Origin of the sequence: Brevundimonas sp. NIBR11 (genome assembly GCF_027912535.1) — a bacterium.
GTDB lineage: Bacteria > Pseudomonadota > Alphaproteobacteria > Caulobacterales > Caulobacteraceae > Brevundimonas.
The window spans coordinates 3,032,341-3,051,342 of the sequence record NZ_CP115465.1; the positions used below are offsets into that span (position 1 = coordinate 3,032,341).

A 19,002-nucleotide genomic window follows, 5' to 3' on the forward strand; every position below is an offset into this window, starting at 1 on the left:
TGAGCCTGAGCGGGCGATCCGTCACCTTGCGGCGCTCCCATGAACGCCCCCCTCTCCCATCCGCCGAAGACCGACGTCCCTGACGGCGTCACGCCGTTCATGGCGCAATATCTGGCGGCCAAGGCGTCGCAGCCGGATGCGATCCTGTTCTTCCGCATGGGCGATTTCTACGAGCTGTTCTTCAAGGACGCCGAGGTGGTCGCGGGCGCCATCGGCCTGACCCTGACCAAGCGGGGCAAGCATCTGGGCGAGGACATCGCCATGTGCGGCATGCCCCACCATGCGGCCGAGGGCTATATCGCCCGACTGATCCGCCAGGGGTTCAAGGTCGCCATCTGCGAGCAGATGGAGGATCCAGCCGAGGCCAAGAAGCGCGGATCGAAAGCCATCGTCCGGCGCGACATCGTGCGCGTGGTGACGCCGGGCACCCTGACCGAGGATTCGCTGCTGGATGCGCGGGGCGCGAACCGGCTGGCGGCGGTGACGATCCGCAAGGGCCGTGCGGCCGTGGCGGTGGTCGAGCTGTCGGCGGGGGCGGTGGATTGCGTCGCCTGCGAGATCGGCGATCTGGCCGCGACGCTGGCGGCGTTCCGGCCGAGCGAGGTTCTGGTCACCGACAAACTGTTCTCCGACCCGGAGCTGAAGGGCGCACTGGACGGGTCGGGAGGCGTGGTTCAGGCGCTCGCCTCGGCCATCGCGGAGCCGGCGGCGGCGGGGACGCGGGTCGCAAGGCTCTACGGCGTCGCCTCTCTGGACGGGTTCGGCGCGTTCGAGGAGGCGGAAGTCTCCGCGCTGGGCCTCATCGCCGCCTATCTGGAGACGACCCAGGCCGGCAAGATCCCGGCTCTGTCGCCGCCGAGGCGGTCGGGCGACGCGGGCTTCCTCGCCATCGACCCGGCGACGCGGTTGTCGCTCGAAATCGACCGGACGCAGAGGGGGGAGCGGGAGGGCTCTCTGCTCGCCTGCATCGACCGGACGGTGACCTCGGGCGGGGCGCGGGCCCTGGCCGAACGGATCGCCCGGCCGCTGAGGAATCCGGTCGAAATCAATCATGGACTGGATGCGGTCGAGTGGCTGCTGGAGCGGCGCTCGCTGCGCCGGGATATACGCGATGGGCTAAAGGCGTCGGCCGATGTGGCGCGGGCCGTGTCGCGGCTGGCTCTGGGACGCGGCGGACCGCGCGATCTGGCGGGCATCCGCTCAGGTCTGACGATCGCGGAAGGGATCGCCGGACTGTTCACGGTTTCGCCCGACCCGCTGACAGGACCGCCCGCTCGGATCGTGGGATGTCTCGACCGTCTGACCCTGTCGCCCGAGGTGGCGCGGCTGATGCTGGATCTGGCCGAGGGGCTGATCGTGGAGCCGCCGCATCTGGCGCGCGACGGCGGCTTCGTGCGGCCGGGCTTCCGGCCGGAGCTGGATGCGTCCCGGGCCCTGCGCGACGACAGCCGCCGGGTCGTGGCCGATCTGGAAGCGCGTGCCGTGGCGGAGAGCGGCGTGCCATTCAAGATCAGGCACAACGCGGTTCTGGGCTATTTCCTCGAGACCACGGCTAAGCACGCCGAACCCCTGTTCCGGGCGGGACCGGAGAGCCCGTTCATCCACCGCCAGACCCTGGCGGCCCAGGTGCGGTTCACCACCGTCGAACTGTCGGAGCTGGACGCCAAGATCAGCCAGGCCGGGCATCGGGCGCTCGCCATGGAGGGCGAGACCTTCGAGGGCTGGCGGCAGACCGTGCAGGCGCTCGCCATGCCGTTGCAGGCCGTGGCCGACGCGCTGGCTGAACTGGACGCCACGGCGGCCCTCGCCGAGTGGGCGGAAGAAGTCGGGGCGGTGCGGCCGCTGGTGGACGATTCGAAAGTCTTCGCCGTCGAGGCCGGTCGCCACCCCGTCGTCGAGGCGGCGGTGAAACGGGCGGGCGACCCCTTCACGCCAAATAACTGTCGACTGGACGGCGACGGGATCGGCTGCGCGCGCCTCAGCATCGTCACCGGGCCGAACATGGCCGGCAAGTCGACCTTCCTGCGCCAGAACGCCCTGCTGGTGGTCCTGGCGCAAGGCGGATGTTTCGTGCCGGCGAAGTCGATGCGGCTGGGCGTCGTCGATCGGCTGTTCAGTCGCGTCGGCGCCGGGGACGATCTGGCGCGCGGACGGTCCACCTTCATGATGGAGATGGTCGAGACCGCCGCCATCCTGACCCAGGCGACGGATCGCAGCTTCGTCGTGCTGGACGAGATCGGGCGCGGCACGGCGACCTACGACGGTCTGGCCATCGCCTGGGCCTGCGCCGAGGCCCTGCACGATGTGAACAAGGCCCGGACCCTGTTCGCGACCCACTATCACGAGCTGGCGCGGCTGGAGGAGCGGCTGGACCACGTGTGCAACCTCTCCATGAAGGCGAAGGAGTGGAACGGGGAGCTCGTCTTCCTGCACGAGGCGGCGCCCGGGGCGGCCGACCGCTCCTATGGCGTGCAGGTGGCGAAACTGGCGGGCGTGCCTCCGGCCGTGGTGGCGCGCGCCCGGTCTGTGCTCGACCGGCTGGAGACCGAGAAGGCGGCGCAGGGGCGGCTGGACGACCTGCCGCTGTTCGCCTTGGCGGAGCCTGCGCCCCTGCTGATGAAGTCGGCCATCGACGAGGCGGTGGCGGCGCTGGATCCAGACACACTCAGCCCCCGTGAGGCGCTGGAGGCGCTGTACCGGTTGAAGGGACTGGCGAAGTCGTGACCTCGCCGCTCGACGTCCGTCTCGACGCCCTCGTCGGCGCCTCGGGCGTGCGTCCCGCCGTCGCCGCGATTTTGAAGGACCACTACGACGCCGCCCGCGAAAAGATCGCGACGAAGCTGGCCAATGGTTTGCCGGGCGTCGAGGTCGCCCGCCTCTACGCCGCCGCCGCCGACGAACTGCTGATCGCTCTGTGGCGGTTCACCACCGAGACCCTCTATCCGTCGCACAATCCGACCGAGGCCGAGAAGCTGAGCCTGATCGCCGTCGGCGGCTATGGGCGGGGGGTGCTGGCGCCGTTCTCGGACCTCGACCTCGTCTTCCTGCGTCCGTGGAAGACGACCGCCCGCACCGAGACGGTGGCTGAGTTCATGCTCTACGTCCTGTGGGATCTGGGGCTGAAGGTCGGGTCGTCGGCCCGGTCGGTGGAGGAGGCGCTGTCTCTCGCCCGCACCGACATGACCATCCGCACGGCGCTTCTGGAGGCGCGCTCCCTGGCGGGGGACGCCCATCTGACCGAGGATTTCCTCTGGCGCTTCCGAGGCATGGTGACCAACGCCGACCCTCGCCCCTTCATCGCCGCCAAGATGGAGGAGCGCGACAATCGGCACTCCAAATCCGGCGCCGTCCGCTATCGCGTCGAGCCCAACATCAAGGACGGCAAGGGGGGGCTTCGCGACCTCAACACCCTTTTCTGGATCGCCCGGTCCCTGGCGCCGGAAAGCCCGCTCGGCGCCAAGGTGCTGGACGACCTGCTGACGCCCCGCGAACGCCGCACCTTCGAGGAGGCCTTCGACTTCCTGTGGCGGGTGCGGGCCCATCTGCATCTGGCGGCCGGGCGGGCCGAGGAGAAGCTGACCTTCGACCTCCAGCCCGAGGTGGCGCGGCGGATGGGGTGGCGAGGCCGAGGCGACGAGCCGGCGGTCGAGCGCTTCATGCGCCGCTACTTCCTCGTCGCCCGCGACGTCGGCGCCCTGACCCGGGCCATGAGCGCGACCCTGGAGGCCCGCCAGCAGAAGAAGACGCTGAGCCTGTCGCGTCTGATCCCCGGCCGGAAGAAGACCCTCGGCGTGCCGGGCTTCATCCTCGACGGCGGCCGTCTGTCGGTCACGGGGACGGAGGTCTTCGCCGAGGACCCGGTCAAGCTCCTCACCCTGTTCGTGACGGCGGATCAGCACGATCTGGACGTCCATCCCCACGCCTTCTCCGCCGTGACCCGGTCGCTGGCCCTGGTGACGCCGAAGCTGAGGCGCGATCCGCGCGCGACGGCGGCCTTGCTGCACGTCCTGGCCCACGGACAAAGGCCCTATCGCGTCCTGACCATCATGAACGAGGCGGGATTGCTGGGCCGGTTCCTGCCGGAGTGGGGCCGGATCGTCGGCCAGACCCAGTTCAACATGTACCACGCCTATACGGTCGACGAGCATACGCTGCAGGCCATCGGCATCATCAACGACATCCAGCGCGGCAAGCTGAAGGACGACCATCCGCTGGCCACGGAGGTGGTCCACCTCATCGCCGATTTCGAGGCGCTGATGCTGGCCATGTTCCTGCACGACGTCGGCAAGGGCGGGGAGCGGGGGCAGCTGGAGGATGGAGCCATCTCCGCCCGGCGGGCCTGCGAACGGCTGGGCGTCGATCCCCGGCGGATCGAGATCGTCGTCTGGCTGGTGCGGAACCACCTCGCCCTGTCGGACTATGCCCAGAAGCGGGACGTGTCGGATCCGGCGACGGTGCGCGCCTTCGCCGAGCAGGTGGGCGATCCCGAGCGGTTGCGCATGCTGCTCGTCCTGACCGTGGCCGATATTCGCGCCGTGGGGCCGGGGGTGTGGAACAGCTGGAAAGGCCAGTTGATGCGCAGCCTCTACGCCGCCGTGGAGGCCCTTTTCCGGGGGGAGGACCTTCAGACCGCGGATCCCCTGGCCGAACACGCCGATCTGGTCGCGCGCGCCCATGCCGGAGGCGCGGCGGTCGAGGCGCGGACCTGCGCCGCCGGGCAGATCGAGGAGACGACGGAGATCGCGCTGGCGACACGCGACCGGCCCGGTCTGTTCGCCGACCTCGCCGCCGTGCTGGCCGCCGCGGGGGCCGACGTGACGGGGGCGCGGGTGGCCACCGCCGCCGACGGCACGGTGCTGGACGTGTTTCAGGTCCAGGACGGCGCCGACCAGCCCTATGGCCAGGCCGAGCCGCGCCGACTGAAATCCCTGATCGTGGCCCTTGAGGCGGCGGCCAAGGGGGAGGCGCCGGTCGCCCCGCCGGCCATGCCCCGGCCGTCGCCTCGCCGGGCCGTGTTCGATGTCCGGCCGGTGGTGATGATCGACAATGCGGCCTCGGCCGACGCCACCGTCATCGAGGTCTCGGGCGCCGACCGGCCGGGCCTGCTGGCCGAACTGTCGCGCACCCTGTCCGACCACGACCTGTCGATCCGCTCGGCGCACGTCGCCGGCTTCGGAGAACGGGCGGTGGACAGCTTCTACGTCACCGACCGCAAGGGCCGGAAACTGAAGTCCGACGGCCTGCTGGACGAGGTTCACGCCGCGCTGGAGACCGTTCTCGACCGCGCCCCGGCCGCGCCGGAAGGCCGTCGCATCACCGCCGCCCGCGCCAGCGCGCGCGACGTCTCCGAACTGCGCCCCAGGAAGCCCGTTTCCCCCGCCTCGGAAGCGGGCTAAGCGACATTTCGCCGCGCGTGTTGAGGGTCGTCCGTGTCCAAGCCTGATCTGCCCGAACCGATCGAGCCCGCCGCCCCCATCGCCGGCGCGACCGCGACCGTCGAGCCCCTGGTCCAGCCGCCCGCCTCCGCCACGACGGCCCAACCTCGTGGAGAAAAGAAGGGCGGCGGCATGCTGCGGTCCTCGGCCATCTTCAGCGGCCTGACGCTGGTCAGCCGGGTCGTCGGCTTCATGCGCGACCTGGCCATCAGCTACGCCATGGGCGCCTCGGCGAGCCCTGCGGCGGACGCCTACAACACCGCGCTCAGCTTCCCGAACCTGTTCCGCCGCATCTTCGCCGAGGGCGCCTTCGCCGCCGCCTTCGTGCCCGCCTACGCCAAGACGCTGGAGACCGAAGGCCCCGAGGCCGCCGACAAGGTCGCAACCGATGCGTTGGCCGCCGTCGCCCTGGTCACCGTGGCCCTGACCCTCGTGGCCCAGCTGGCGATGCCGTGGATCATGACGGTGATCAACATCGGCTTCCTGGACGATCCGGCCCGGTTCAAGCTGGCCGTGGTCCTGACCCAGATCACCATGCCCTACCTGCCCTGTATGGCCATCGCCGCCCTGCTGTCGGGGGCGCTGAACGCGCGGGGCCGGTTCATCGTCTCGGGCGCCTATCCGATCCTGCTGAACCTCATCATGCTGGCCTGCGTCCTGCCGGCGGCGGGGGATCAGGTCCAGGCCGCCTACGCCGCCTCCTGGGGCGTGCTGGTCGCCGGCATCGCCCAGGCGGGCCTTTGCTGGTGGGCGGTGCGCAAGGCGGGCGCCAATATCGGGCTCGGCCTGCCCAAGCTGACCCCGGCGGTGAAGGCGATCATCATCACCGCCGTGCCCGCCGCCATCGGCAACTCGGCGACGCAGATCAACGTCTTCATCTCGGGCAATCTGGCCAGCTTCCAGGCCGGCGGGCGGACCTGGCTGGCGACGGCGGATCGGCTGTACCAACTGCCGCTCGGCCTCGTCGGGGTGGCGATCGGCATCGCCCTGTTGCCCCGTCTGTCCGCAGCGGTGGCGTCGCAGAACCACGAACAGCAGCAGTCCTCGATGGACGAGGCCCTAGCCCTGTCCATGGCCCTGACCCTTCCGGCGGCGGCGGCCCTGATGGCCATGCCCTATTTCCTGATCGACGCCCTGTTCACGCGCGGCGCCTTCCTGCAGTTCGACGCCCAGCAGACGGCGGCGGCCCTGTTCCACTTCGGCTGGGGCGTGCCGGCCTTCGTCCTGATCCGCATCCTGGCCCCGGCCTATTTCGCGCGCCGGGACACCAAGTCCCCCATGATCTTCGCCCTGATCAACGTCGCGGTCGGGTCGGCGGGGATGCTGGCGCTGTACAACCTCGGCCTCGGCGTTCCGGGGATCGCGGCGGGGACCAGCATCGGCGCCTGGGCCAATGCGCTCCTGCTCGGCGGCTTCCTGTTCAAGCGCGGCCACTATCGCCCCAGTCTGGCGGCGACGTCGCGCCTGACCCGGATCGCGCTCGCCAGCGCCGGTCTGGCCGCCGTCGTGGCGGCCGCCTCCTGGGCCCGGCCGTGGCTGCAGGGCGGGGTCGAGACGGCGCTGGCCGCGCTGGGATCGACCCACGGCGCCAAGGAGATCACCGTCACGGTCGTCGCCGCGGCCGGGGGCCTGACCTATGTCGCCCTGGCCTTCGCCACCCGCGCCATCACCCTGGCCGAGGTCAAGGGTCTGGTCCGGCGTTCGCGCTGATGCCGGACCGCTTGCCCTTCGCCCGCCGCTAGGGCATTTCCCGCGCCATGTCCGACGCCTCCCCGACCGTTCCCGCTTACGCCGGACCCCGCCGCATCCTCAGCGGCATCCAGGCCTCCGGCGCCTTGCACCTGGGCAACTATCTGGGCGCGCTGAAGCGGTTCACCGCGCTTCAGGATCAGGCTCCGACCTTCGTCTTCGTCGCCGACATGCACGCCATCACCGTCTGGCAGGACCCGGCCCTGCTGACCGCCCAGACGCGCGAGATCGCCGCCGCCTATCTGGCCTCGGGTCTGGATCCGAAGAAGACCGTCATCTTCCCGCAGTCGGCCGTGCGCGCCCACGCCGACCTGGCCTGGGTGTTCAACTGCGTCGCCCGACTGGGCTGGCTCGACCGGATGACCCAGTTCAAGGAGAAGTCCGGCAAGCACAAGGAACGGGCCTCGGTCGGTCTCTACACCTACCCCGTGCTCCAGGCCGCCGACATCCTGCTCTACAAGGCGACCGAGGTGCCGGTGGGCGAGGACCAGAAACAGCACCTGGAACTGACCCGCGACATCGCCGGCAAGTTCAACAACGACTTCGGCGTCCCCGGCTACTTCCCCCTGCCCGAACCGGTGATCCAGGGGCCAGGCACGCGCGTCATGTCGCTCCGGGACGGCTCGGCCAAGATGTCGAAGTCCGATCCGTCGGATCAGTCGCGCATCAACCTGACCGACGACGCCGACACGATCGCGGCCAAGATCCGGAAGTCCAAGACCGACATGGGCGTGATGCCGCAGGTCGGAGAGAGCCTGGACGACCGGCCCGAGATTCGGAATCTGATCGCCATCTACGCCGCCCTGTCGGAGCAGACGAAGGATCAGGTCACGGCACAGTTCGCCGGTCAGGGCTTTGGCGCCTTCAAGCCCGCGCTGGCCGATCTGGCGGTGGAGGCCCTGGCCCCCGTGACCGCCGAGATGCGCCGCCTGATGGCCGATCCATCCGAGATCGACCGCGTGCTCAAGGATGGCGCCGAACGCGCGGCCGAGGTCGCCGACCCTGTGGTGGCCGAGGTCAAGAAGATCGTCGGCTTCTGGCAGGCCTGATCCGCGGTTTTCGGCTCCGGCATCGTGCTCCGGGCTGACGCGAAAGCCAGCGCAGGCTAAAGCCTCGCCATGAGCCATCCGCTGGACCGCGCCGTCTGGAACGCCCTGACCACCCGGCTGTCGGGCTTCGTGACAGGCGACAGCGACGCCCGCGCCGTGCGGATCGATCCGGAGGTCGGGGTCTTCGTGTCGGGGGCCGACAGCTCGCCGGAGACGCTCGCCGCCATGGCCGATCTGGCCCGGCGTCATCCGGGCGCGGGCATGGTCGAACACGCCGACGGGCCGCTGGGCGAGGCCGAACTGCCGGGCGTGGCGATCGTCAACCGCGTGCCTCTGGTCCAGATGGCCTGCACGGCCCTGACGCCGGGCGGATCGGATCTGGCCTACGAGACCCTGACCGAGGCCGATGCGCCCGAGATGCTGGCCCTGGCGATCCTGACCAAGCCCGGGCCGTTCCGGTCGCGGACGCGGGAGCTGGGGCCGTTCATCGGCGTCAGGCGTGACGGCCGGTTGGTCGCCATGGCCGGTCGGCGGATGCGGGTCGACGGCTTCACCGAGTTGAGCGGCGTCTGCACCCACCCGGACCATCGCGGCAAGGGCTATGCGGCGGGCCTGTCCCGCGCAGTGGTCGGCGAGATCCACGCGAGCGGCGAGGGGGCGTTCCTGCACGCCTTCGCCGAGCACGACGCGACGATCGCCTTCTACCGTTCGCTGGGCTTCGAGGTCCGGGCGCCGATGACCTACACGATCTTCCGATAGGAGCGCGCCGATGAGCGAGCATGTCGCCACCATCGCCTGGACCCGGGGCGACCAGCCGTTCGCCGACAAACACTATTCCCGCGCCCACGACTGGACCTTCGACGGCGGGGCGGTGGTGCGGGGATCCTCGGCGCCGTCCAGCGTGCGCGTCCCCTTCTCCGATCCGGCGGCGGTCGATCCCGAGGAGGCGATGGTGGCCTCCCTGTCGAGCTGCCACATGCTGTGGTTCCTCGACTTCGCGGCGCGGGCGGGGCTGGTGGTGGATCGCTACGAGGATCAGGCGTCGGGCACGCTGGGCCGGAACGAGGCCGGGCGCAGCTACATGAGCGCGGTGACCCTGCGGCCCACCACGACATTCAGCGGCCGCCAGCCGGATCAGGCCGAACTCGATCACCTGCACCACGAGGCGCACCAGAGCTGCGACATGGCCAACTCCGTGCGGGCGACGATCACGGTTCTGGCGACCCTGGATTAGGTTCGCGCCTTCAGGAAACCGACGAAGCGCTGGATCGCCTCGACCGTCGCCTCAGGGTCGTAGCGGATTTTGGGATGGGTCAGGCCGGGCTCGTCGAAGGCATGTGTGGCGTCGACGACCCATTCCTCGATGTCGGACCCGGCGGCGCGGGCGTGGTCGAGCGCAAGCTCGTAGTCCTTGCGTTTGGCCAGATGATCCCGCGTCGGGATGATCACCAGGGCGTCCAGGGCGCGGCGCCAGCGGAACCAGCGGCTGCGGGCCGGGAAGGCGACATAGGGATAGGGCATGAAGGCCCCGACGACGCCCGACAGGTCGGCGTTCTGCGGGTCCGCGATAAAGGCCGCGCCGCGCTTTTCGAGCTTCTCCGTCATCAGGTCCATGATGGCCCAGGCGCCGTGGCTCCAGCCGGCGAGGACGATGCGGCTCGGCTCGGCGTCGGGCAGGTCTTTCGCGAAGGTCGCGGCCGCCATGACGTCCCCGGCCCGCGTGCCGCCGCGCAGCAGGAGGCCGGTGCAGACGAAGGTGCGGACGAAGGCGTCGGACCAGCCGCGCGCGATGAAGCTCTCGACCGTCACCGCCATCCAGCCGGCCTCGGCCGCCGCCTCGGCATAGCGGTGCAGATGCTCGCGCACCCCGCCGCAGCCGGGGAAGATCAGGACGACCGGGAAGGGGCCGGGGCCCTCGGGGCGGCGGATGATGAGCGAGGCTTTGAGCTTCGCCCATCGCTCCGCCAGCGTCTCCATCAGGCGGCGGCGTGAACCGGACGCGGCGCGACCGCCACGTCTTCCAGCAGGGCCTTGAACCGGCGGATCGCCTCGCCGGTCAGTTCGGCGTCGTACTTCATCGGCAGGGCGGTCATCGGCTCGTCGAAGCTGTGGGTGCCGGGCGCAACCCAGGTCTCGACCTCGGCGCCGCAGTTGCGGACCATGTCATGGACGCGCTCGGCATTGCGGACCGTGGTCAGGTGATCCTTCTGCGAGATCACCGCCAGCGTCTTCGGACAATGCCGCCACGGCCGCATCCGGTTCAGAGCCGCGATCCCGACGTAGGGGTAGGCCAGATAGGTCGCCTTGACGCCCGACAGGTCGGCGCTTTCCGCGTCCTTCACGCCCAGCGCCGTCGGCGGATTGGGGTCGCAGCTCATGGCCTCCATGATGCCCCAGCCGCCGTGGCTCCAGCCGGCCAGGGCGATGCGGGTCTGGTCCACGTCGGGCCGGGCCGAGACGCCCTGGATCGCGGCCACGACATCGCCGCCCCGTTCCCAGCCGCGCAGCATCAGGCCGGTGCAGACGGTAGCCATGGCGAACTGCCGCGACCAGCCGCGTGGGGCGTAGCTGTCGACGATCGCGGCGCGCCAGCCGGCCTGCTTGGCCGCCTGGGCGTACATCGGCAGGTGGCCGCGCAGGCCGCCGCAGCCGTGGAACAGGAGGGCCGTCGGCCGAGGCCGGTCGTCGTCGGGACCGACCATGGTGGTGAAGGGTTCGAGCTTCGCCCAACGGTCGGAGAGGGTGTCCATGGGTGCAGCCTATCCCGATCGATCTAGTGCCGGAAGACGCGAACCCCGGTGAAGGCCATGGCGATGCCCTTCTCGTCCGCGGCGGCGATGACTTCGGCGTCGCGCATGGAGCCGCCCGGCTGGATCACCGAGGTGGCGCCCGCCGCGACGGCTTCCAGAAGACCGTCGGCGAAGGGGAAGAAGGCTTCCGAGGCGCAGGCCGACCCTTCGGCGAGGGAGTGGGCCAGGCCCTTGGCCTCGCCGGCCTCGCGGGCGCGGATGGCCGCGATACGGGCCGAGTCGCGGCGGTTCATCTGGCCGGCGCCGATGCCGGCCGTCTGGCCGTCCTTGGCGTAGACGATGGCGTTGGACTTGACGTGTTTGGCGACCGTGAAGGCGAACAGCATGTCCTGGATCTCGGTCGGCGTCGGCTGGCGGCGCGTGACGATCTTGAGGTCCGCAGGCGCGATCAGCGAGCGGTCGCGCGACTGGACCAGGAAGCCGCCGGCGACCGAACGGAAGACCTCGCCCGCGCCGTGCGGGTCGGGCAGGCCTTCGGTGATCAAAAGACGCAGGTTCTTCTTCGAGGCGAAGACCGCCTTGGCTTCATCGTCGGCGCCGGGGGCGATGACGACCTCGGTGAAGATCTCGGTGATACGCTGGGCGTCTGCGCCGTTCAGCGGGCGGTTGACGGCGATGACGCCTCCGAAGGCCGAGACGGCGTCGCACTCCAGGGCGCGGGCGTAGGCTTCGGACAGGTCCTTGCCGACGGCGACGCCGCAGGGATTGGCGTGTTTGACGATGACGCAGGCCGGGGCCTCGAACTCGGCGACCAGCTCATAGGCGGCATCGGCGTCGGCGATGTTGTTGTAGCCCAACTCCTTGCCCTGGATCTGCTGGGCGTAGGCGACGCCGGGGCGCGCCTCTCCGGTGCGGTAGAAGGCGCCCGTCTGGTGCGGGTTCTCGCCGTAGCGCAGGGTCTGCGCGAGGCTTCCGGCAATCGATTTGCGAGCCGGGGCGGCGTCTTCGAGTTGGCTGGCGAACCAGCCCGAGACGGCGGCGTCATAGGCCGCCGTGCGGGCGAAGGCGCGGGCGGCCAGTTGCTTGCGCAGGGCCAGAGAGGTCGAACCGGAGGCCTTCAGGGCCTCGACGATCAGGCCGATGGATTCGCCGTCGACGGCGACGGCGACGTAGCCGTGGTTCTTGGAGCCCGAACGGATCATGGCCGGGCCGCCGATGTCGATGTTCTCGATCACGGCGTCGAAACCACCGCCCGAGGCCACGGTGGACTCGAACGGATAGAGGTCGATCCAGACGATATCGATGGCGCCGATGCCGTGTTCGTCCATGGCCGCCTTGTGCGGGGCGGCGTCGCGAACGCTCAGGAGGCCGCCGTGGACCACGGGGTGAAGCGTCTTGACCCGGCCGTCCATCATCTCGGGGAAGCCGGTCAGGTCGGCGACGTCCTTCACCGGCAGTCCGAATCCGGCGATGGCGGCGCGCGTGCCGCCGGTCGAGACCAGCTCGACGCCCGCCTCATGCATCGCGCGCGCCGCCGTCTCCAAACCCGTCTTGTCCGACAGGGAGATCAGGGCGCGGACGGGCTTCACCGCGTCGGGCGCGGGCGGGAAATCGGGAGCGGCGGGCATGGCGAGTCCTTGGGGCGATCCTGGGGGAGGTGAGGATGCGCGCGCGTCTAGCACCCGGGGGCGCCGGGGTCACCTTCGGTCGCGGGAAATCAGACCCGGATGTCGAGAAGCTGGCCGAGGCGGGGCAGGCGCTGGGTTTCGGGCTCGGACGCCGACGTCGCTTGGGCAGTCTGGCTCGTCGGCGCCTGTGGCTGCGGCGCGGTCGCCTGTACGCCGTTCAGCGCCGCGCGGAAGAAGGCGGCCTGCGCGGCCTTCGCTTGGGCCGACGGACCGACAGGGTTGGCGGCGGGCAGGGAGGACGGGACGTCGGGCCGGATCGTGCTCATGCCGACAGGGTTAACGATTCCTGTCGAAAAAGGGTTAACGGGCTTCTTTGGTGGCTACCGCTCGACGCGCGGCGTCTCGCTGCTCGAGCCCGGCGGCTACTGCGCGGCGTCCCGGCGCGCCTTGGCTTCGTCCAGCGTGGTCGCCGTCGGCAACGGCCGCAGCGGGGCGTCGAGGGCGGTTGTCAGGCGCTCGACGTCGGCGTCGGTAAGCAGAGGTCCCGACGATTTGGCGACGATCCGGCCCATGGCGTCGACGGCGAAGCTCTCGGGCACGCCCGAGACGCCGAGATCGAGACCGGCCCGACCTTCGCGATCCACCAGAACCATGGCGAAGGGATCGCCCAGTTCGTCGAGGAAGGCCTGGGTCGCCTCGGGCTCGTCCTTGTAGGCGACGCCGACGACGGCGATGCCCTGCGCTTTCAGCGCCAGCAGCCTCGGATGCTCGATTCGGCACGGCGCGCACCAACTGGCGAAGACGTTGACGATCATCGGCCTGCCGACCCCCGCGGTGCGGATGTCGACGTTCTGGGGACCGGCGACACCGTTCTGGAGGATGGGCAGGACGGTCTCGGGCACAGACTGGCCGACGAGAGCGTCCGGCTTGAACTCGGGATCGCGCTTCAGCGACCAGCCGATGAAGAGGGCGGCGAGGGCCGCGAGCACCACCAGCGGGATGACGGCCAACCAGCGCTTCACGACGCGTCGTCCTCGAGACGCTTCAGCTCCGCCTTCCATTTGCGCGAGGCGGAGAGCGCGCGGGCGACCACGGCGCCGAGCACCAGCACGCTGACGCCCCAGGCGGGCCAGACGAAGGCGGCGTAGGGGCTCATGTCGAGATCGAGCATTCTACGCCTCCAGCGCCTGACGGGCGCGCAGGGTCTGGACGCGACGGCGCGTGATCTCCGTTCGGATCGACGTCAGCCAGACGGCCAGGAACAGGGCGCCATAGGCGGCCATCATGGTCAGCAACGGGGCGAGGAAGACCGGGTCGAGGCTGGAGCCCCCGGCGCGCAGCAGGGAGGCCGGCTGATGCAGGGTGTTCCACCAATCTACCGAGAACTTCACGATCGGCAGGTTGATCAGACCGACCAGACCCAGGACGGCGGCGGCGCGGGCGGCCTTTGTCTCATCGTCGATCGACGCGCGCAGGGCCATATAGCCGAGATAGAAGAGGAACAAAACCAGCACCGAGGTCAGCCGGGCGTCCCAGACCCACCAGGTCCCCCACATCGGCTGGCCCCACAGAGAGCCGGTGATCAGGGCCAGGGCCGTGAAGGCGGCGCCGGGCAGGGCGGCGGCGCGGGCGGCGGCGTCGGCCAGCGGGTGGCGGAAGACGAGGGCGAAGAAGCTGGAGACGCCCAATGCGGCATAGGCCGAGAGGCCCAGGGTCGAGGCGGGCACATGGACGAACATGATCCTGACCGTGTCGCCCTGCTGATAGTCGCCGGGCGCGGCGAAGCTCAGCCAGATCCCGACGGCCAGCAGCACGACCGCCACGGCCCACAGCACCGGCGTCAGCGGCCGGGTGAAACTCATGAAACGGGCGGGATTGGCGAGGCCGAACATCGTCCGCGCGATTACGCGTGGAGCGGGGCCGGTTCAAACGAAAACGGGGCCGAGGCTTGCGCCCCGACCCCGCGATCGTTCGAAAAATCCCTGAAGGACTATTCGGCGGCCTTCAGCTGACCAGCGGATTCCTTGCCCGAGCGACGGTCGCGCTCGACTTCGTAGGAAACCTTCTGGCCTTCGTTCAGGCCGTTCATGCCTGCGCCTTCAACGGCCGAGACGTGGACGAAGACGTCCTTGCCGCCGTCCGAAGGCTCGATGAAGCCGTAGCCTTTAGTGGAGTTGTACCATTTGACAGTGCCGGTAGCCATTTCATGACCTCCATAAGCAGTTCGCATCAGACAAGAGCGCCTGAAGCCTGTCGGGTCTGAATGGGATCGGCCAGAAACTCGGTGCGGACGCAAAGAGAGAGGGCGTTACGCAGAGAGATCGACGGGCTCCATATACGCCGCTTATCGCCTGGGCACAACCTTGCTCCGGATTTCGCGCGCCTCAGGCGGGGACCGGACCGTCCTCGTCCTCGTCTTCCAGGTCGACGGCAGCCGATTTCACGACCTCTTCCACGCCTTCCGGGGCGACGTAGTGTTCGACACAGAGTTTGCGCAGGGCCGACGTCAGGGAGCCGCCGTACAGGCGATCCTGGACCCGCTCGTGACCCTCCTGCTGCAGCTTCGACTTGATGTCGCCGACGGTGCGGCACTGTCCGCTGCGGGCAAGCTCGTAGGCGCGTTCTAGGGTCGTGGGACGGAAGTTGTTACTCATGGACAGAGAGATAGGCGCTCCGACCCGATTTTGCGACTCCGGCTCAGCTTTGCGCCCGGTTGCGGCGTCGCGACAGCCGGTCCGCCAGAGCTTCGGCGTGTTTGAGGGTGAAGGTCAGGGCGGCGGGGTTGCCGCGCCGCGGACCGACACTGTCGGCCATGACCGCCCCGCGTTCGCCGATAGCCTCTGGGCTTCCGGTGGTGGTGTCGACGGCGGTCTGGTGCTCGATCTCGGCGTTCACCTCCGCGCCCATGAGGATGATCTGCACCGAAATCCACGTCCACAGCAGGAAGCCCATGGCGGTCGCCAGCGGGCCGTAGGAGTCCAGCCGCACGAAGGTGGTCAGGTACCAGCTGAAGATGAACGACACGAAGACGCTGAGCGAGGCGGCGAAGAGGGCGCCCGGCGTCAGCCACCGCCAGCGGGCGCGCTGGCGGCAGGGGCCGAAGCGATAGATGATCGTCAGGGCGCCGACATAGCCCAGGAACAGCAGGGGCCAGCGCAGGGGCGCCAGTCGCTCCCAGTCGTCCGCCAGCCCGAAGACGCCCAACACGACGGGCACGCCGACGACGAGCACGGCGCTCATCAGCACCGCCGCCAACCCCGTCAGGGTGAAGGCGAAGCAGAGTAGATTGTAGTTGACGATATTGCGCTTCTCGACCTCGTGATAGGCGACGTTCAGCCCGTAGAAGAGGGTCTTGATCCCGTTGTTGGCCGTCCATAGCGACAGGGCGAGGGTCCAGAACAGGGTAAAGGTCAACTGGCCCGTCGAGCCGGCCGCCAGTCGGGTCAGCTCCACATTGATGAACTGAGCTACGTTCGACGGCAGGACCGAATAGAGAAAGGCGATGCGCCCGGCCGCATCGGTCGGATCCGCGAACAGGCCGTAAATGGTGATGAAGGCCGCCAGGGCGGGAAACAGAGACAGCAGGATGAAGAAGGTCACGCCACCCGACACGAAGCCGACCCGGTCTCCGAAATAGGCTCCGCCGACCCGCCAGAAGATGTCGATCCAGCCCTTGTGCGGGATCTGGTGCGGGCGCTGGGCCATCCGCCCCCGGCCGGGCTCCTTGGCCTCATAGTCCTCGGGCGTCGGCGGCTTCGGCGGGGTCGGCTGCGGGCGTTCGGGTCTGAGTTCGACCCCGTATTTATGACCCTGGGTGTAGAGCAGATGCGCCGCGCCCGCCCCCGCACCCAGGCCGCCGACGACCGCGACGACGAAGGCCCAAGGACGGGACAGCAGGTTTCGACGGCGGGTCGGGCGGATCGGCAGGGGCGACTTCATCGGCGGGTGAACGGCTCGGCTGCGGCCGATGTTCCGGCCAAGCTGACCTTGCCTGAAAGTCGTGCTTGAGGCACTCAGCGCCGCCACGAGCGGGAACGCAGGCGACGCGCAGGCTTTCCGCCCTCCATGACGCCCTCCGCCGAGACGACCCCGACCGAACAATGACCCAACCCACGACACTCGTCGCCGCCTGGAAGGCCGCGCAAGGCGAGCTCAAGGCCGCCCGCATCGACAGCCCGGCCATCGACGCCCGCCTCCTGCTGGAGGCTGCGACGGGCGCAAGCCGTCTGGAAATCCTGACCGACCCGCACCGGCCTCTGACGCCGGAGCAGTCCGCGACGCTGGCCGGCTATCTGGAGCGCCGGCTGAAACGCGAACCGGTGTCGCGCATCCTCGGCCGCAAGGGCTTCTGGAAGATCATGCTGAACGTCACGCCCGACGTGCTCAGCCCCCGCCCGGACACCGAGACCATCCTCGACATCGCCATGCTGGCCTTCGAACCCGCCCAGGCCTTCAGCGTCATCGATCTGGGCACCGGGTCGGGCGCCATACTTCTGGCCGTGCTCGGCGACCGGCCGGGCGCGCACGGGGTCGGCACGGACATTTCGTCCGAGGCTCTGGCCGTGGCCAAGGAGAACGCGGCCAACCTGGGTCTGGACAATCGCGCGACCTTCCTGCGCACCGAGTGGGCGGCCGGGTTCGGCGACGCGAGCTTCGATCTGGTGGTGTCCAACCCGCCCTATATTCCGTCCGACGACATCGCCGGCCTCGATCCAGAGGTGCGCGAGCATGATCCGCTGCTGGCGCTGGACGGTGGGCCGGATGGGCTGCAGGCCTATCGCGACCTGGCCCCCGAGATCGCTCGCATCCTCAAGCCTGGCGGAATATTCGCCGTCGAGATCGGCTGGAATCAGGGCGATGCCGTGAAGGCCCTGTTCGAGGCGGCCGGACTGACGGACGTCAAGGTGGTCAAGGATCTGGGCGACCGCCACCGGGTGGTCACCAACGGCCCGGACCCGCGCACGACGCCGATCCGCCAGTCGTGATCGAGGACCGGCCCAACAAACCCCTTGGAAAGGCGGCTGACGCACGCTAAGTCTTCCTCTGTCTCCCACCCAAACCGCACGCCTCGGACCGATCCACGGCCCAGTTCGCGCGCTCGGGGCATGTGACGGTCGGGCCAGTTGTCCGGCGGACCACGGGGCGGCGACAGATTTCCGATCACATCGACAGCGGGGATTGGCCCCGCGCGACACGGAACGACGAAACGAACGACTCCGGCGCCGATAGGCGATCCGGCCGTTCTCTCGAAAGCACACGGTAGCGTCCGATGAGAGATTTCAAGGGCATGAAGCGTCAGCGCGGTCGCAACCGGAAGCCCGGTGGCGGCAGCGGCAATGCGAATGCGGCCAACCCGAACCGGTCGTGGGATTCGCAAGGCCCCGAGAACATCAAGGTCCGCGGCAACGCCCAGACCGTCTACGAGCGATACCAGCAGCTGGCCCGCGACGCCGCCTCGTCGGGCGACCGGGTTCTGGCCGAGAACTATCTCCAGCACGCCGAACACTATTTCCGCGTCCTGCGCGCCCTGCAGCCGGCCCGTCCGGTCAGCGAGATCGCCGCGCGCGAACTGTCCAACCAGGGCTACGACATCGATTTCGAGGACGAGACCGGGGCCCAGGCCGCCGCCTTCCTCGCCGCCCAACAGGCCGCCGACCGCGCCGCCCAGCAGCAGAACGAGGCCCGCGACAATGAAGGCCAGCGTGAGTGGACGCCGCGTCCCCCGCGCGAGAACAACGACGGCCAGCGCGAGGGCAATCAGAACCGCGATCGTGACCGCGATTGGACCCCGCGCCCCCCTCGCGAGAACCGCGACAATCAGAACCAGGATGGGCAGCCGCGCGCCGACGGCGAGGGTCAGGAAGGCGGTCGTCGCGAGACCCGCCGCGAACGCTGGGAGCGTCGCCGCGACGAACGCAACCGCCGCTTCGAGGCCGAGGGCGGCACGCCCGACACGCGCACCTGGGAAGAGGCTGAGGGTCGCAAAGAGGGCCGCGCCGAGAGCGGCCGGGACGACAACATGAGAGTGGGGGGCGACTTCATCGCCTCCACCGCCCCGGTGAGCTACGCCCCGCCCGCCGAGGCGCCCGCCCCGGTCGAGGCCGCCGCGGAACCCGCCGAGCGTCCCGCCCGTCGCACCCGCGCGCCCCGCGCCGAGGGTCCGGTCGATACGGCCCAGGCCCTGCCCGGTTTCCTGACCCGGTCGGCGGCGCCCGCCGCTCCGGCCCCCGCACCGGCGCCGGAAGCGACGGAAGAAGCCGCCGCGCCCAAACGCCGCGCTTCTCGCAAGAAGGCCGAAGCGCCCGCCGACGGCGAGTAGACCACTGGCCGGACGGCGCGTCCGGTTTACCATTATACAACCCATGAGTGTGCAATCTCCGACAACGGAGGT

At 69.6% G+C, this 19,002-nt stretch carries 18 protein-coding genes; 8 read left to right on the plus strand and 10 right to left on the minus strand.

Annotated features, from left to right (window positions below):
• The first annotated feature begins 39 nt into the window (after positions 1-39).
• From mutS to O5O43_RS15260, 6 genes are all read left to right on the plus strand, one after another.
• Positions 40-2,724 (plus strand): DNA mismatch repair protein MutS, encoded by a 2,685-nt coding sequence (mutS, locus tag O5O43_RS15235; protein WP_271084750.1) that lies wholly within the window; start codon positions 40-42, stop codon positions 2,722-2,724.
• Entirely contained in the window at positions 2,721-5,396 is a 2,676-nt protein-coding gene (gene glnD, locus O5O43_RS15240; protein WP_271084751.1) for a [protein-PII] uridylyltransferase, read from the plus strand. The genes mutS and glnD overlap by 4 nt, the downstream gene beginning before the upstream one ends.
• A 171-nt stretch (positions 5,397-5,567) precedes the next feature.
• Positions 5,568-7,145, plus strand: coding sequence for a murein biosynthesis integral membrane protein MurJ (gene murJ / locus O5O43_RS15245; protein ID WP_271086447.1), 1,578 nt, complete (start codon positions 5,568-5,570; stop codon positions 7,143-7,145).
• A 47-nt stretch (positions 7,146-7,192) separates the two neighbouring features.
• Entirely contained in the window at positions 7,193-8,233 is a 1,041-nt protein-coding gene (trpS, locus tag O5O43_RS15250; protein WP_271084752.1) for a tryptophan--tRNA ligase, read from the plus strand.
• Between the two features lie 69 nt (positions 8,234-8,302).
• A complete protein-coding gene (locus O5O43_RS15255) occupies positions 8,303-8,992 on the plus strand; it encodes a GNAT family N-acetyltransferase (protein WP_271084753.1) in 690 nt (229 codons plus the stop codon).
• A gap of 10 nt (positions 8,993-9,002) precedes the next feature.
• Positions 9,003-9,467: an OsmC family protein gene (locus tag O5O43_RS15260; RefSeq protein WP_271084754.1), complete on the plus strand. Its 465-nt coding sequence runs from the start codon at positions 9,003-9,005 to the stop codon at positions 9,465-9,467.
• On the opposite strand, the gene O5O43_RS15265 is transcribed toward O5O43_RS15260, so the two are convergent.
• From O5O43_RS15265 to O5O43_RS15310, 10 genes are all read right to left on the minus strand, one after another.
• A complete protein-coding gene (locus O5O43_RS15265; protein WP_271084755.1) occupies positions 9,464-10,210 on the minus strand; it encodes a dienelactone hydrolase family protein in 747 nt (248 codons plus the stop codon). The genes O5O43_RS15260 and O5O43_RS15265 overlap by 4 nt on opposite strands.
• Entirely contained in the window at positions 10,210-10,983 is a 774-nt protein-coding gene (locus tag O5O43_RS15270) for a dienelactone hydrolase (RefSeq protein WP_271084756.1), read from the minus strand. Before O5O43_RS15270 ends, O5O43_RS15265 begins: the two co-directional genes overlap by 1 nt.
• Positions 10,984-11,006: 23 nt before the next feature.
• Positions 11,007-12,611 (minus strand): bifunctional phosphoribosylaminoimidazolecarboxamide formyltransferase/IMP cyclohydrolase, encoded by a 1,605-nt coding sequence (purH, locus tag O5O43_RS15275; protein ID WP_271084757.1) that lies wholly within the window; start codon positions 12,609-12,611, stop codon positions 11,007-11,009.
• Positions 12,612-12,700: 89 nt separating this feature from the next.
• Positions 12,701-12,937: a hypothetical protein gene (locus O5O43_RS15280; RefSeq protein ID WP_271084758.1), complete on the minus strand. Its 237-nt coding sequence runs from the start codon at positions 12,935-12,937 to the stop codon at positions 12,701-12,703.
• A 96-nt stretch (positions 12,938-13,033) separates the two neighbouring features.
• Positions 13,034-13,633 carry a DsbE family thiol:disulfide interchange protein gene (locus O5O43_RS15285; RefSeq protein ID WP_271084759.1) on the minus strand — a complete coding sequence of 200 codons (600 nt, stop codon included), beginning with the start codon at positions 13,631-13,633 and terminating at the stop codon, positions 13,034-13,036.
• Positions 13,630-13,782, minus strand: coding sequence for a heme exporter protein CcmD (gene ccmD, locus O5O43_RS15290; RefSeq protein ID WP_271084760.1), 153 nt, complete (start codon positions 13,780-13,782; stop codon positions 13,630-13,632). The genes O5O43_RS15285 and ccmD overlap by 4 nt, the downstream gene beginning before the upstream one ends.
• 1 nt (position 13,783) lies before the next feature.
• The gene (locus O5O43_RS15295; protein WP_271084761.1) at positions 13,784-14,503 is read right to left on the minus strand and encodes a heme ABC transporter permease; all 720 of its coding nucleotides are present in this window, start codon (positions 14,501-14,503) and stop codon (positions 13,784-13,786) included.
• A 98-nt stretch (positions 14,504-14,601) separates the two neighbouring features.
• Positions 14,602-14,814, minus strand: coding sequence for a cold-shock protein (locus O5O43_RS15300; protein WP_271084762.1), 213 nt, complete (start codon positions 14,812-14,814; stop codon positions 14,602-14,604).
• Between the two features lie 181 nt (positions 14,815-14,995).
• Positions 14,996-15,265, minus strand: coding sequence for a hypothetical protein (locus O5O43_RS15305; RefSeq protein WP_271084763.1), 270 nt, complete (start codon positions 15,263-15,265; stop codon positions 14,996-14,998).
• Positions 15,266-15,308: 43 nt separating this feature from the next.
• Positions 15,309-16,550, minus strand: coding sequence for a YihY/virulence factor BrkB family protein (locus tag O5O43_RS15310; protein ID WP_271084764.1), 1,242 nt, complete (start codon positions 16,548-16,550; stop codon positions 15,309-15,311).
• Positions 16,551-16,711: 161 nt separating this feature from the next.
• Between O5O43_RS15310 and prmC the strand changes: the two genes are divergently transcribed.
• Entirely contained in the window at positions 16,712-17,596 is an 885-nt protein-coding gene (gene prmC, locus O5O43_RS15315; protein WP_271084765.1) for a peptide chain release factor N(5)-glutamine methyltransferase, read from the plus strand.
• Positions 17,597-17,880: 284 nt separating this feature from the next.
• Positions 17,881-18,930 (plus strand): DUF4167 domain-containing protein, encoded by a 1,050-nt coding sequence (locus O5O43_RS15320; RefSeq protein ID WP_271084766.1) that lies wholly within the window; start codon positions 17,881-17,883, stop codon positions 18,928-18,930.
• Positions 18,931-19,002: the final 72 nt, after the last annotated feature.